At 73.5% G+C, this 12,600-nt stretch carries 12 protein-coding genes; 6 read left to right on the top strand and 6 right to left on the bottom strand.

Going from position 1 to position 12,600, the window contains the following annotated elements:
* Positions 1-295: 295 nt before the first annotated feature.
* Entirely contained in the window at positions 296-1,237 is a 942-nt protein-coding gene (locus ABT041_RS38595) for a LysR family transcriptional regulator (protein ID WP_351193731.1), read from the bottom strand.
* Between the two features lie 70 nt (positions 1,238-1,307).
* Between ABT041_RS38595 and ABT041_RS38590 the strand changes: the two genes are divergently transcribed.
* Positions 1,308-2,468 carry a TDT family transporter gene (locus ABT041_RS38590; protein WP_351193729.1) on the top strand — a complete coding sequence of 387 codons (1,161 nt, stop codon included), beginning with the start codon at positions 1,308-1,310 and terminating at the stop codon, positions 2,466-2,468.
* On the opposite strand, the gene ABT041_RS38585 is transcribed toward ABT041_RS38590, so the two are convergent.
* From ABT041_RS38585 to ABT041_RS38570, 4 genes are all read right to left on the bottom strand, one after another.
* Positions 2,395-3,114, bottom strand: coding sequence for a helical backbone metal receptor (locus tag ABT041_RS38585; RefSeq protein WP_351193739.1), 720 nt, complete (start codon positions 3,112-3,114; stop codon positions 2,395-2,397). The two genes, ABT041_RS38590 and ABT041_RS38585, sit on opposite strands and share 74 nt — an antisense overlap.
* 138 nt (positions 3,115-3,252) lie before the next feature.
* Positions 3,253-3,804, bottom strand: coding sequence for a helix-turn-helix domain-containing protein (locus ABT041_RS38580; RefSeq protein WP_351193728.1), 552 nt, complete (start codon positions 3,802-3,804; stop codon positions 3,253-3,255).
* Positions 3,805-3,946: 142 nt separating this feature from the next.
* Positions 3,947-5,761 (bottom strand): ABC transporter permease/substrate binding protein, encoded by a 1,815-nt coding sequence (locus ABT041_RS38575; RefSeq protein ID WP_351193725.1) that lies wholly within the window; start codon positions 5,759-5,761, stop codon positions 3,947-3,949.
* Entirely contained in the window at positions 5,754-6,827 is a 1,074-nt protein-coding gene (locus tag ABT041_RS38570; protein WP_351193723.1) for a quaternary amine ABC transporter ATP-binding protein, read from the bottom strand. The genes ABT041_RS38575 and ABT041_RS38570 overlap by 8 nt, the downstream gene beginning before the upstream one ends.
* Before the next feature lie 450 nt (positions 6,828-7,277).
* Between ABT041_RS38570 and ABT041_RS38565 the strand changes: the two genes are divergently transcribed.
* Positions 7,278-8,183 (top strand): 5'-3' exonuclease, encoded by a 906-nt coding sequence (locus tag ABT041_RS38565; RefSeq protein WP_351193737.1) that lies wholly within the window; start codon positions 7,278-7,280, stop codon positions 8,181-8,183.
* A 114-nt stretch (positions 8,184-8,297) separates the two neighbouring features.
* A complete protein-coding gene (locus tag ABT041_RS38560; protein ID WP_351193721.1) occupies positions 8,298-9,134 on the top strand; it encodes a siderophore-interacting protein in 837 nt (278 codons plus the stop codon).
* A gap of 143 nt (positions 9,135-9,277) precedes the next feature.
* Here the strand turns inward: ABT041_RS38560 and ABT041_RS38555 are convergent, their stop codons facing one another.
* On the bottom strand, positions 9,278-9,925 hold the full coding sequence (locus tag ABT041_RS38555) for a MerR family transcriptional regulator (RefSeq protein ID WP_502976717.1): 648 nt from the start codon (positions 9,923-9,925) through the stop codon (positions 9,278-9,280).
* A gap of 194 nt (positions 9,926-10,119) precedes the next feature.
* Between ABT041_RS38555 and ABT041_RS38550 the strand changes: the two genes are divergently transcribed.
* Genes ABT041_RS38550 through ABT041_RS38540 form a run of 3 tightly spaced genes read left to right on the top strand, consistent with a single transcriptional unit; the run spans position 10,120 to position 12,395 of the window.
* Positions 10,120-11,025: a class-II aminoacyl-tRNA synthetase family protein gene (locus tag ABT041_RS38550; RefSeq protein WP_351193733.1), complete on the top strand. Its 906-nt coding sequence runs from the start codon at positions 10,120-10,122 to the stop codon at positions 11,023-11,025.
* Positions 11,022-11,456, top strand: coding sequence for an ABA4-like family protein (locus ABT041_RS38545; protein WP_351193719.1), 435 nt, complete (start codon positions 11,022-11,024; stop codon positions 11,454-11,456). The genes ABT041_RS38550 and ABT041_RS38545 overlap by 4 nt, the downstream gene beginning before the upstream one ends.
* 9 nt (positions 11,457-11,465) lie before the next feature.
* Positions 11,466-12,395, top strand: a complete 930-nt coding sequence (locus ABT041_RS38540; protein WP_351193717.1) for an ADP-ribosylglycohydrolase family protein — start codon at positions 11,466-11,468, stop codon at positions 12,393-12,395.
* Positions 12,396-12,600 lie beyond the last annotated feature (205 nt).

The following is a 12,600-nucleotide window of genomic DNA, read 5'->3' as shown; positions in this document are numbered from 1 at the left end:
TCGGCCACCGCACCTCCAGCAGTCGGATCGGACGTCACCGCACATCCAACCGCCACGACCACCAACCCGGCGAACCTATGCGGTCAGAGCACTAGAGGGCGCCATCCCGTGTGCCCACCCGTCCCGCCCTGGGGGTCCCCCCGGACGAAGTCTGGGGGAGGGACGATTGCCCACACGGGGCGAGGGCACCGCCCGCCCGGGTGTGGGCCCACGCGGCGGGGGGGCGCCGTAACTGGCTCGGGTTGCCGCCCAGTCGGGCGCGGCTCGCACCCGGCACGGGACCCGCCCCTCCCCCTCACCCCCTCGTAAGCGACAGCAGGTCCCGCGCCGGGCCCGTCGGGCGGTGGCCCGTGGGCCAGACCGCGCGGAGGTCCCGGCTGAGGAGGACACCCTTCACCGGAATCGCCACGAGGCGGCGCGACGCCAGCTCCTCCGTGATCGCCAGCTCGCTGAGGACCGCAGGCCCCGCCCCGCTCACCGCCGCCGCCTTCACCGCCGTCGTGGAGGCGAGTTCGAGGAGCGGCTGCGCGAGCCCCCCGTGCGCGGACAGCGCCGCGTCCAGGACCTGCCGGGTGCCCGAGCCGCGTTCCCGCAGGACGAGCGGGGTCGCGGCCAGCTCCGCCGGGTCGAGCGGGGCCCGCCGCCGGGCCCAGGGGTGCGAGGGCGCGGCGACGAGCGCGAGCCGGTCGTGCGCGACGACGACCCCGTCGAGGCCGTCCGGCACGGCGAGGCCCTCGACGAAGCCGACGTCGGCCTCGCCGGCGAGGAGCCGTTCGGCGACGGCGGCGGAGTTCCCGGCCTGGAGCGAAACGGCCGTGTCGGGCCGCTCGGCGCGCAGCGCGATGAGCCAGCCCGGCAGCAGGTACTCGGCGATCGTCATGGACGCGGCCACCCGCAGCCGCGAGTCCCGCCGCCCGCGCAGCGCCTGCGCGCCCGCGTCGAATGCCTCCGCGGCCTCCACGATCCGCCGCGCCCAGTCGGTGACGAGGGCGCCCGCGTCGGTGAGCCGGGAGCCGCGCGGCGAGCGGTCGAGCAGGGCGACGCCGAGCTGCCGTTCCATCGAGCGGACGCGGCTGCTGGCGGCGGGCTGGGTGATGCCGACCTCGCGGGCCGCCGCGCCGAGGCTGCCGTGCCGGGCGACCGCGAGGAGCAGTTCGAGCGCGCCGAGGTCGGGGACCCGGTGGTGGAGGCCCCGGTGGAAGTGTGGGGGCGGCGTCTGGCCCTGCTCGCTGCTCATAAAGGAAGCTTATGGCCTCATAGCCGCAACGTCCCTGGTGGGGGCCGTTCCGGCGCGAAACGATCGGGACATGGCAAGCCTCGCACCTCCTCTTCCCGCCCTCCGCGCCACCACCCCCGGCGCCCCGGCGACCCGTTCCGTCCGTCACCTCGGACCCAACTGGTACGCCTCCGTCATGGGCACGGCCATCGTCGCCAACGCGGGCGCCGCCCTCCCCCTGGACGTCCCCGGGCTCCGTACCGCCTGCGCCGCGGTCTGGGTCCTGTCGCTCGCGGTGCTGCTCGCCCTGGTCGCCGCCCGGGCCGCGCACTGGGCCCGCCACCGCGACCAGGCCCGGGCCCACCTCATGGATCCGGCGATGGCGCCGTTCTACGGCTGTCTGTCGATGGCGCTGCTCGCCGTCGGCGGCGGGGCGCTGATCGTGGGCCGGGACTGGATCGGGCTGCCGGCGGCCGTCGCCGTCGACACGGTCCTGTTCACCGCCGGCACGGTGATCGGCCTGGTGGCGGCGGTGGGCGTCCCGTACCTCATGGTGGTCCACCACCGGATCGAGAGCGCGTCGCCGGTGTGGCTGCTGCCCGTCGTCGCCCCCATGGTCTCGGCGGCGCTCGGCCCCCTCCTCGTGCCCCACCTGCCCGCCGGGCAGGCCCAGCAGACCATGCTCATCGGCTGCTACGCGCTGTTCGGCGTGAGCCTGCTCGCCACCCTGGTCATGCTGCCCCTGGTCTTCGGACGGCTCGTCACCGGCGGCCCGCTCCCCCTCGCGCTGACCCCCACCCTCTTCCTGGTCCTCGGCCCCCTGGGCCAGTCGACGACCGCGGCGAACAAGTTCGCCGACACGGCCGCGGGCGTGCTGCCCGCCCCGTACGCCCACGGCTTCGCCGCCTTCGCCGTCCTCTACGGGGTCCCCGTGATGGGCTTCGCGCTGCTGTGGCTGGCGCTCGCCGGGGCGATGGTGCTGCGGGCCCGGCGCCGCGGCATGGGCTTCGCCATGACCTTCTGGGCGTTCACCTTTCCGGTCGGGACCTGTGTGACCGGAGCGGAGGGACTGGCACAGCACACGGGTCTTGCCGCCTTCCGGTGGCTCGCGGTCGGCCTGTACGTGTTCCTCGTGGCGGCCTGGCTGGTGGCCGGTTTCCACACCCTGCGCGGGCTGTTCAGCGGTGCGCTGCTCGCAGGGCCCGGGTCAGTGCCCTCGGAGCCTCGGCCAGTGACGGCCCGTACCAGGTGAGCATCCGCCCGTCGACGAGGGCGGCGGCGGTCCCGGGGAAGGCCTCGGGGCCGTCGTCCCGCGTGAAGCGGTAGGGCTCGTCGGGCAGGACGACGAGGTCGGGTCGCGCGGCGCGCAGCTCGTCGAGCGGGAGGCGCGGATAGCGCTCCTGGTGGCCGGCGTACAGGTTGCGGAAGCCGAGGCGGGCGAGCAGGTCGCCGGCGAAGGTGTCGGAGCCGAGGACCATCCAGGGCCGCCGCCAGATCGGAATGACGGCGGTGCGGGGCTCCACCGGGGTCACGGCCTCCCAGGCGGCCTCGGCCTCCACCAGCCAGCGGGGCCGCCGGGGCGCGCCGCAGGCGGCGAGGACCCGTTCCAGTTCCCGCAGCCCCTGGTCGAGGGTGCGGATCTCGGTGACGAGGACGTCGAGCCCGGCGGCGCGCAGGGCGGCGAGGTCGGGGGCCCGGTTCTCCTCCTCGTTGGCGAGGACGAGATCGGGCCGGAGCGCGGCGATCGCGGCGACGTCGGGATTCTTGGTTCCGCCGATACGGACGACGTCGAGCCCCGCGGGGTGACCGCACCAGTCGGTCGCGCCGACGAGAACACCGGGCAGGGTGACGGCGACGGCCTCGGTGAGGGAGGGCACGAGCGAGACGACCCTGGGCATCACCACGTACTCACTCTCCCCCGGCCTCGACGAGGGACGGTCGCGAGCGACACGGCCCCCGGCTTCACCACGTACTCACTCCTCCTCGGCCACGTGCTCACTCCCCCTCGGCCTCGATGAGGGACGCACGCACCCGTCCTACTCCTCCTCGGCCTCGACGTGGTCGCCGACCGCCACGACGAGGAGCCGGGTGCCGGGTTCGGTGGCGCGCCAGCGGTGGCGTACCCCGCCGGAGAGGTAGAGCGTGTCCCCGCGGTCGAGCCGGTAGGCCCGGCCCTCGGCCTCGACCTCGGCGGCGCCGTCGGCCACGTACAGGAGCTCGTCGTTCCGGTGCTGGAACTCGCGGCCCGCGTCCTGCTCGCCGGTGAACTCCAGGGCGTGCAGCTGATGGCGGCCGCGGACCAGCGGCCGTACCCCGGCCGGCATGCCAGGGCTGCGGTCCCCGGACCGTACGACGTCGACGGTGCGGGAGGCCTCGGCGGCGGCGAGGAGTTCGCCGGCCGTGGTCTCCAGGGCCTCGGCGACGAGTTCGAGGGAGCGGCGGCTGGGGCGGGCGCGCTCGTTCTCGACCTGGCTGAGGAAGGGCACGGAGAGGCCGCTGCGGGAGGCGACGACGGCCAGGGTCAGCTGGAGCGCTCTGCGGCGCCTCTTGACGGCCGCGCCCACGCGGGGTGCTTCCTTCTCGTCCATGTCGGCTCCCTCCCTCTGCTCGTACCGGTCGGTTACCTGAACCTTACGCAGCTTTGGGGCGGGGTTTCGCGTCGTGACGAAAAGGGATGGTCGCCGAACACGATCGGCGACCATCCCTTTTCAGCCAGTGAGCGAAGGACCCCTACTGCGGGGCGAGCTTCTCCGCGAGGCCGGGGTTCCGGTCCAGCCAGGTGCGGACGGCCTCCTGCTCCTTGCCCTTGCCGGTCTCCTGGATGACGGCTTCGAGGTCCGTGAGCTGCTTCTCGGTCAGCGAGAAGTTCTTCAGCCAGGCGCCGACCTCGGGGTTCTCGGCGGCGAAGCCCTTGCGGGCCAGGGTGTGGACGCCGTCGCCCTTGCCCCAGGAGCCCTTGGGGTCGTCGAGCTTCTTCAGGTCATGGGCGGAGTAGGCCCAGTGCGGGGACCAGAGGGTGACGACGACGGGTTCCTTGCGCTCGTACGCGCGCTTGAGCTCGGCGAGCATGCCGGGCGTGGAGCCGTCGACGACCTCGTACTCGCCTTCCAGGCCGTACTCCTTGAGGACCTTGTCCTTGAGGATGCCCATCATTCCGGCGCTGGGCTCGATGCCGACGATCCGGCCCTTGAACTGTCCGGCCTTGCCCTTGAGGTCGGCGAGGGAGTCGACGCCCTTCACGTACGAGGGGACGGAGAGTTCCAGGGAGGTGGGGCCGTACCAGGAGCCGAGGTCCTCCAGCTTGTTCCGGTACTTCTCCCAGTACTGCTGGTGCGTGACGGGGAGCCAGGCGTCGGTCTGGAAGTCCAGCTGCCCGCCGGCCAGGCCGGTGTAGAGGGCGCCGGCCTCCAGCTGCTTGGTCTCGACCTCGTAGCCGCGGCGCTCCAGGAGCTCCTTCCACAGGTACGTGGAGGCGATGCCCTCGTCCCACGGGATGTAGCCGATGCTGACCTTCTTGCCGTGGCCGCCGTTCGGGCCGGATGCGGTGGTGGAGGTCGCGCCGCCGGTGCCGCCGAGGAAGCCCATGCCGCCGGCCGCGAGGGCGAGGACGACGACGCCGACGAGGGCGGTGACGGGCTGCGGGCGGTGGGCCCACAGCTTGGCCCCGGCCCGCTTCGCGCCCAGCGCGGCGCGGGCCTTGGCGGCGGCGCGGCGGCCCAGCGGGGAGACCTGGCGGCCGAGGGCGCCGGTCATCCGGTCCAGGTACATGGCGAGGACGACGATGGAGACGCCGGCCTCGAAGCCGAGGCCGATGTCGACGTTGCCGATGGCGCGGTAGACGGCGCCGCCGAGCCCGCCGCCGCCGACCATGCCGGCGATGACGACCATGGAGAGGCCGAGCATGATGACCTGGTTGACACCGGCCATGATCGTCGGCAGGGCGAGCGGCAGCTGTACGCGCAGCAGCGTGTTGCGCGGGGTGGTGCCGAACGCCTCGGCGGCCTCGACGAGTTCGCCGTCGACCTGGCGGATGCCGAGCTCGGTCATGCGCACGCCCGGGGGCAGCGCGAAGACGATGGTGGCGATGATGCCGGGGACGACGCCGACGCCGAAGAAGATGATGCCGGGGATGAGGTAGACCATCGCCGGCATGGTCTGCATGAAGTCGAGGACAGGCCGCAGGACGGCGCTGACGGTCTTCGAGCGGGCCGCCCAGATGCCGAGCGGGACGGCGATCACCAGCGTGACGAGGGTGGCGACGAGGACGAGGGAGAGCGTCGCCATCGCCTCGTCCCACAGCTGCACCGAGTCGACGAGCGCGAGGCCCGCGAAGGCGAGGGCGCCGGCGGCGAGGCCGCGCAGCCACCAGGCGACGACGGCGAGGATGCCGGCGAAGAGCAGCGGCTGGGGCGCGGACAGGACGGCGTCAATGCCGTCGTACAGGCCGGTGACGCCGGTGCTGACGGCGTCGAAGAGCCAGGAGAACTGGGCCTGGAGCCAGTCGACGGAGCTGTCGACCCACTGGCCGAGGGGAAGCCTAGGCATGGGCGGCCACCTCCTCGGCCTTGGCGGACGGGACGTTCGTCGCGGCGACACCGCCCATGACGGCGAGGAGACGTTCCGTCGGTACGACTCCGAGGACGGAGCCGTCGGTGTCCTCGACGGTCACCGGGTGCGGGGCCAGGGCGGCCACGGCGCACAGGTCGGCGACGAGCGTGTCGGGTCCGACGGCGCGGCAGGCGCAGTCCTCGGGGCAGTCGGCCGGGGCGGCGTCCGTCATGACGGCGGCGGCGGTGAGCACCCGGGAGCGGTCGACGTCCTGGATGAAGGAGGCGACGTAGTCGTCGGCGGGGCGGACGAGGATGTCCTCGGCGGTGCCGAGCTGGACGATCCTGCCGTTGCGCATGACGGCGATCCGGTCGCCGAGGCGCATGGCCTCGTTGAGGTCGTGGGTGATGAAGACGATGGTCTTCTTCAGCCGCTGCTGGAGCACGAGGAGCTGGTCCTGCATGTCGCGGCGGATCAGCGGGTCGAGCGCGCTGAAGGACTCGTCCATCAGGAGCAGGTCGGCGTCGGTGGCGAGGGCGCGGGCGAGGCCGACGCGCTGCTGCATGCCGCCGGAGAGCTCGTCGGGCCAGGACTTCTCCCAGCCGGCGAGGCCGCACAGTTCGAGGGCCTCGGCGGCGCGGGTCTCGCGCTCGGCACGGGGCACGCCCTGGACCTCGAGGCCGTAGGCGGCGTTCTCCAGGACGTTTCGGTGCGGGAAGAGAGCGAAGTGCTGGAAGACCATGCTGATCTTCTTGGAGCGGACCTCGCGCAGCTCGCGGGGGGAGAGCGCGGTGAGGTCGTTCCCGTCGTAGAGGACCCGGCCCGAGGTGGGTTCGAGCAGGCCGTTGAGCATGCGGAGAAGGGTGGACTTCCCGGAACCGGACAGGCCCATCACGACGAAGATCTGGCCGGGGTCGACGGTGAAGCCGGCGTCGACGACCGCGGCGGTCGTCCCTTCGGCGCGCAGCTCGTCGCGGTCGGCGCCGTCGGCGAGCCGGCGGACGGCTTCGTCGGGTCGTCTGCCGAACACCTTGTACAGATGGTCGGCCTGGAGCCTGGACACATACACCTCACGGGTAGAAATGAAGAACGGCCCCACCACCCCCGCGTGGCCGGCCGTGGAGCGGGCGGGATCGGCCCGCGGGCCCGTCGCGTACGGGGATCCTTTTCGTTGAATCCCGTACCGGGTTCCGCTCCGGGCTCGCGCCTGCCCGGCTTCACAGGGTGCAAACGCAAAGGTGACGGGGGTCACGCGGGGGCTCGCGAAGGGGCGTACGAAGACTTCGGAGGGGGCCGGTGCGGACTCCGGAGGGGCCTGGCGTGGACGCCGGAGGGGCCTGGCTCGAACTCCGCAGGGGCCCGATGCCGACTCCGCAGGGGCCCGGCGCGAACTCCGCAGGGGCCCGATGCCGACTCCGCAGGGGCCCGGCGCGAACTCCGCAAGGGCCCGGTGCCCCGGAACGAGGGTCCTGTCGGTGGGGTGCGGCATGATCGGGGTGTGACGCGACGCCTGATGCTCCTCGACACCGCCAGCCTCTACTTCCGCGCGTACTTCGGCGTGCCCGACTCCGTCCGGGCGCCGGACGGCACCCCGGTGAACGCCGTGCGCGGGCTGCTCGACTTCATCACCCGGCTCGTCCAGGACCACCGCCCCGACGATCTGGTGGCCTGCTGGGACGAGGACTGGCGGCCGCAGTGGCGGGTGGACCTGATCCCCTCGTACAAGGCGCACCGGGTGGCCGTGGAGACGGCGACGGGCCCGGACGTGGAGGAGGTCCCGGACACCCTGTCCCCGCAGGTGCCGGTGATCGAGGAGGTCCTCGCGGCGCTGGGCATCGCGCGGGTCGGGGCCGCGGGGTACGAGGCGGACGACGTGATCGGGACGCTGGCCGGCCGCGCCGGGGGGCCCGTGGACATCGTCACCGGCGACCGCGACCTGTTCCAGCTGGTCGACGACGCGCGGGGCGTCCGCGTGCTGTACCCGCGCAAGGGCGTCGGCGACTGCGACCTGGTGGACGCGGAGCTGATCCGTACGAAGTACGGGGTGCGGCCCGACCAGTACGCGGACTTCGCGGCGCTGCGCGGGGACACGAGCGACGGCCTGCCCGGGGTGAAGGGCATCGGCGAGAAGACGGCGGCGCAGCTGATCACGGAGTACGGGGACCTGGCGGGCGTCCGGGCCGCCGCGGAGGACCGGACGTCGAGGCTGACGCCGGCGAAGCGGCGCGGGATCGTGGAGGCGGCGGCATATCTGGACGTGGCGCCGACGGTCGTCCGGGTCGCCGCCGACGTCCCGCTTCCGGCCTTCGACGCGGCCCTGCCGACCGCTCCCCGCGACCCGGCCGCCCTGGAGGCGCTGGTGAAGCGCTGGAACCTCGGCGGCGCGGTGGGACGCCTGCTGCCGGTCCTGGAGCGCTGACGGCGACGGCTACGGAGTGCGCGTAGTCCCGGGCGGTCCGTAGCCGCCGGGCCTTTCTTGACGCGGGATGCTAGCTTAGGCATACCTAAGTTCGCAGAGTCAGGAGAGCCCCTCGTGGCAGAGCAGCCGGCCCGCAAGGCACCGAAGGCCACCGAAGCGCGTGTGGTGCACACCGAGCGGATCACTCCGCACATGGTGCGCGTCGTGCTGGGCGGACCCGGGCTCGACGGCTTCGCGGCGGACACCTACACCGACCACTACGTGAAGCTGCTCTTCGCCCCCGAGGGCGTGAGCTACCCGGAGCCCTTCGACATCGAGCGGATCCGGGCCGAGTTCCCCCGGGAGCAGTGGCCGACGACGCGGACGTACACCGTGCGGGCCTGGGACCCGGTCCACCGCGAGCTGACCATCGACTTCGTGGTCCACGGCGACGAGGGCCTGGCGGGCCCCTGGGCGGCGCGCGCCCAGGCGGGCGAAACGGTCCGCTTCCTCGGCCCCGGCGGCGGCTACGCGCCGGACCCGGCGGCGGACTGGCACCTGCTCGCCGGCGACGAGAGCGCCCTCCCGGCGATCGCGGTGGCCCTGGAGCAGCTGCCCGAGGGGGCGAGGGCGCACGCGCTCATCGAGGTCGCGGACGCGGCCGAGGAGCAGAAGCTGGCGACGTCGACGGGCATCGAGGTCACCTGGCTGCACCGGGGCAACCGCCCGACGGGCCAGGCACTGGTCGAGGCGGTCACGTCCCTGGACTTCCCGGCGGGCGACGTGCACGCCTTCGTCCACGGCGAGGCGGGCTTCGTGAAGGAGCTGCGCCGGCACCTGCGGCTCGACCGGGGCGTTGCGCGCGAGCGCCTGTCGATCTCGGGCTACTGGCGCCTGGGCAAGTCGGACGAGGGCTGGCGCGCGATGAAGCGCGAGTGGAACGAGCAGGTGGAGCGCGAGCAGGAGCACTGACGCGAGCGGGAGAACCGAGCCGAGGGGCGGGGCCGCACGAGGGCCCCGCCCCTTCGGTCATCCCGGGGTCGCGAAAGCCCGGACCCCTTGGCCACTCCACTCCCCCCGGCCCGTTCGTCATTCCGCTCCAGCCGGAGCCTTCGTCACTCCGCCTCCCCGCCCCGCGTCCGCCCGAACGTGCTTTCCGAGGCGTCCATATGGGCCAGGCGGCGCAGCGCGGAGAACACCACGTCGCCGAGGACCGTGCCGACGACCGCGCTCTCCACGAGCTCCTCGCGCGCCACATGGCGCGCCACGTAGTCCAGATCGGCCCGCGCCACCCGCTCCGCCGCGTCCGCGTACGTGTCCAGGACCTCGACGAACCGCCCGTGCCCGAGTTCGTCGAGCGCGACGAGGGCCGTCGCGAGGGCCTCCGGCGCCGGGCCTGAAGGGTCGGCGCCCCAGCCGCGCGCCGCGATCAGCCCGGCGACCGTCTTCCGGGCCTCGTCGATGCCGTCTCCGGGTTCGCGCTCGTAGCGCGGCACGAGAGGCTTGGTCGCCGCGCCCAGCACGTCGTGCACCGGGCGTTCCGCGTCGTCGACCGCCGCGACCACGCCCCGGATCCCCGCCACCGAGAGCCCGCCCACCTCGAGCAGGGCCCGGATGAGGCGGAGCCGCTGCACATGCGTCTCCCCGTACGAGGCCTGGTTCGGGCTCGTCAGCTCTCCGGCGGGCAGCAGCCCTTCCCGTACGTAGAACTTGATCGTCGGCACCGACACCCCGGTCCTGCGACTCAACTCTCCGATGCGCAAAGCGTGTTCACCTTCCCGGTCTTTCCCCGGTCTTGCCGACCGACACCCCCATCATAGATAGTGGCGCTATCAGATAGTGGCGAGTGCCACTATCCATACTTCACGGGGGGATCCGTATGCCTTCGCCGAACCCACAGAGCACCCTTGCCCCGCCGACCCGGCTGCACCGCCCGCTGGTCTGGTTCTCCGCCTCGATGGGCGTCCTGGCCCTCGTCTCCGCCGTCGGCATCGTCGTCGACGACCGGATCCTCGTGGGCGTCCCGATCTGGTCCAAGCCGTTCAAGTTCTCGGTCTCGTTCGTCGCCTACGGGCTGTCGCTGGCCTGGATGCTCTCGCTGCTCCCCCGCGGCCGGCGGGCCGGCTGGTGGGCCGGGACGGTGGTCACCGTCGCCAGCACCATCGAGATGGTGCTCATCACCCTCCAGGTGATCCGGGGCACCCGGAGCCACTTCAACCAGCAGACCCCGTTCGACGCCGCCGTCTTCCAGATCATGGGCGCCACCGTCGTCGTGCTGTGGCTGGGCGCCCTCGTCATCGCCGTGCTCCTGCTCCGCGCCCGGATCCTCGACCGGGCCATGGCCTGGGCCGTCCGTCTGTCCTCGCTGCTGGCCCTGGCAGGCGCCGCCGTCGGCTTCCTGATGGTCCGTCCGACACCGGAGCAGCTCGCCGTCGAGGGGGTGCCGGTCACCGGTGCCCACAGCGTGGGCGTCCCGGACGGGGGCCCGACGATGGCGGTCACCGGCTGGGCCACGACCGGCGGCGACCTGCGCATCCCGCACTTCTTCGGCATGCACGCGCTCCAGCTGCTCCCGCTGCTGCTGCTCGTCATGACCGCGCTCGCCGCGCGCTCCGCCCGCTTCCCGGCCCTGGCCCGTCTGGCGGACGAAGGCGTACGGCTGCGGCTCACGCTCACGGCCTCCGCGGCGTACGCGGCGACCTTCGTCCTGCTGACCTGGCAGGCGCTGCGGGGTCAGGCGCTCCTCGCCCCGGACGGGGCGACGCTCGCGGCCGCGGGAGGGATCGTACTGGCGGGCGGTGTGGCCGCGGCGCTGTCCCTCCGCACCACCACGGCGCCCCGCACCCAGGAGGTCACGGCGTGACCGGCTTCCTCTTCGAGCTGACGTTCTTCCTCGCGGCGCCGGTCTGGCTGCTCATGATCTTCGCGCCGGGTCGGCGGGTCACCGAACGGCTCGCGGCCTCGCCGCTGACGGTCCTGCCGATCCTGGCCGTCTGGGCGGTCCTCGCCGCGCCGGTCCTGCCGGAACTGTGGGCGGCGGTCAGCAGCCCCGACGTCGACACCTTCCGCGACCTCACGACCCTCGCGAACGGCGCCGGCGCCCTCTGGGCCCAGGTCATCGCCTGGGACCTGCTGCTCGGCCAGTGGATGTACCGGGAGTCCCGCCGCCTGGCGATCTCCCCCTTCCTGATGGCCCCGCTGCTCCTCCTGACCATCCTCCTCTCCCCCGTCGGCCTACCGCTGTTCCTCCTGGTCCGCGCGACCCGGACACCTCGCAAGACGACCGTTCTCTAACCTGACCCCATGCCAGACACCGACAGGGCCGTGGGCGCCGTACTGGGATCGGCCGTGGGCGACGCACTCGGCGCACCCTTCGAGTTCGGGCCGCCCGGCGTCTTCCGGGAGCGGTTCCCGGACGGCGCCGGGGAGTTGTGCGGGGGCGGCGGCTGGGATCCGGGCGAGGCGACGGACGACACGCAGATGGCGGTCCTGCTCGGCGAGTCGCTCCTGGAACGGCGCGGCCTGGACCTGCCCGACGTCTTCACCCGCTTCCGCCGCTGGGCGGCGGCGGACCCCAAGGACATCGGCCTCCAGACGGAGCAGGTCCTGCTGGGCGGCGACCCCTGGGACACCGCGGCGGCACAGCACTTCCGCACCAACGGACGCGCCGCCGGCAACGGCTCCTTGATGCGCGCGTCGACCTCGGCCGTCCACTTCGCCGCGCAAGGCCGGACGGAGACGATGGACGCCGCCCGCCGGATCGCCGCGCTGACGCACGGAGACGGAGCCGCGTGGGAGGGCACGGCGATCCTCCACGAGCTCGTCCGGGTCGCCCTCCTCGGCGAGGACCCGCTGACCGCCGTGCCCGCCGCCCTGGCCGAAGTGGACCCGGCACACCGGGAGCGGTGGGCGACGGTACTCGCTCCCCGCTGGCACCCGGACGACGCGACCGAGTTCAACGGGGCGGTCTGGCCCTGCCTCGGCTCGGCGATCTGGGCGCTGCGCGTCACGGACTCCTTCGAGGAGGCGCTCGCGGCAGCCGTCGACCTGGGCGGCGACACCGACACGGTGGCGGCCGTGACCGGCACCCTGGCGGGCGCGGTGTACGGCCCCGACGCCATCCCCGCCCGCTGGACCTCCCTTCTGCACGTTCCCCTCCCCGGCTTCGCCGAACGGGTCCTGCGGGCCGAGGACCTGCGGAACCTGGCTAGAGCCCTCGCCGCGGGGCACTGACGCCGTGTACCCGCGCCCGGGCGGGCGGTGCCGCCGTGTGGGGTCCGCGCCCGCGTTGGGGCGGTCGCCACCGCCCGTGTGCGCCCGCGCCCGGGCGGGCGGTGCCCACGCGCCGTGTGGGCAATCGTCCCGCTGGGGCGATGGGGGTCCCCCCTGCTCGAGCGAAGCCGAGAGCTTGGGGGAGGGTGGGCACACGGGACGGCGC

It is taken from the genome of Streptomyces sp. NPDC002825 (genome assembly GCF_040295385.1).
Taxonomy (GTDB): Bacteria; Actinomycetota; Actinomycetes; order Streptomycetales; family Streptomycetaceae; genus Streptomyces.
Note: the sequence above shows the minus strand (reverse complement) of the source record. Positions and strands in the feature narration are given on the sequence as shown.

Excerpts from the sequence above, each read along its gene's own strand:
- ABT041_RS38595 (WP_351193731.1), bottom strand. The coding sequence starts at position 1,237 with ATGAGCAGCGAGCAGGGCCAGACGCCGCCCCCACACTTCCACCGGGGC.
- ABT041_RS38590 (WP_351193729.1), top strand. The coding sequence starts at position 1,308 with ATGGCAAGCCTCGCACCTCCTCTTCCCGCCCTCCGCGCCACCACCCCC.
- ABT041_RS38585 (WP_351193739.1), bottom strand. The coding sequence starts at position 3,114 with ATGCCCAGGGTCGTCTCGCTCGTGCCCTCCCTCACCGAGGCCGTCGCC.
- ABT041_RS38580 (WP_351193728.1), bottom strand. The coding sequence starts at position 3,804 with ATGGACGAGAAGGAAGCACCCCGCGTGGGCGCGGCCGTCAAGAGGCGC.
- ABT041_RS38575 (WP_351193725.1), bottom strand. The coding sequence starts at position 5,761 with ATGCCTAGGCTTCCCCTCGGCCAGTGGGTCGACAGCTCCGTCGACTGG.
- ABT041_RS38565 (WP_351193737.1), top strand. The coding sequence starts at position 7,278 with ATGCTCCTCGACACCGCCAGCCTCTACTTCCGCGCGTACTTCGGCGTG.
- ABT041_RS38550 (WP_351193733.1), top strand. The coding sequence starts at position 10,120 with ATGGGCGTCCTGGCCCTCGTCTCCGCCGTCGGCATCGTCGTCGACGAC.
- ABT041_RS38540 (WP_351193717.1), top strand. The coding sequence starts at position 11,466 with ATGCCAGACACCGACAGGGCCGTGGGCGCCGTACTGGGATCGGCCGTG.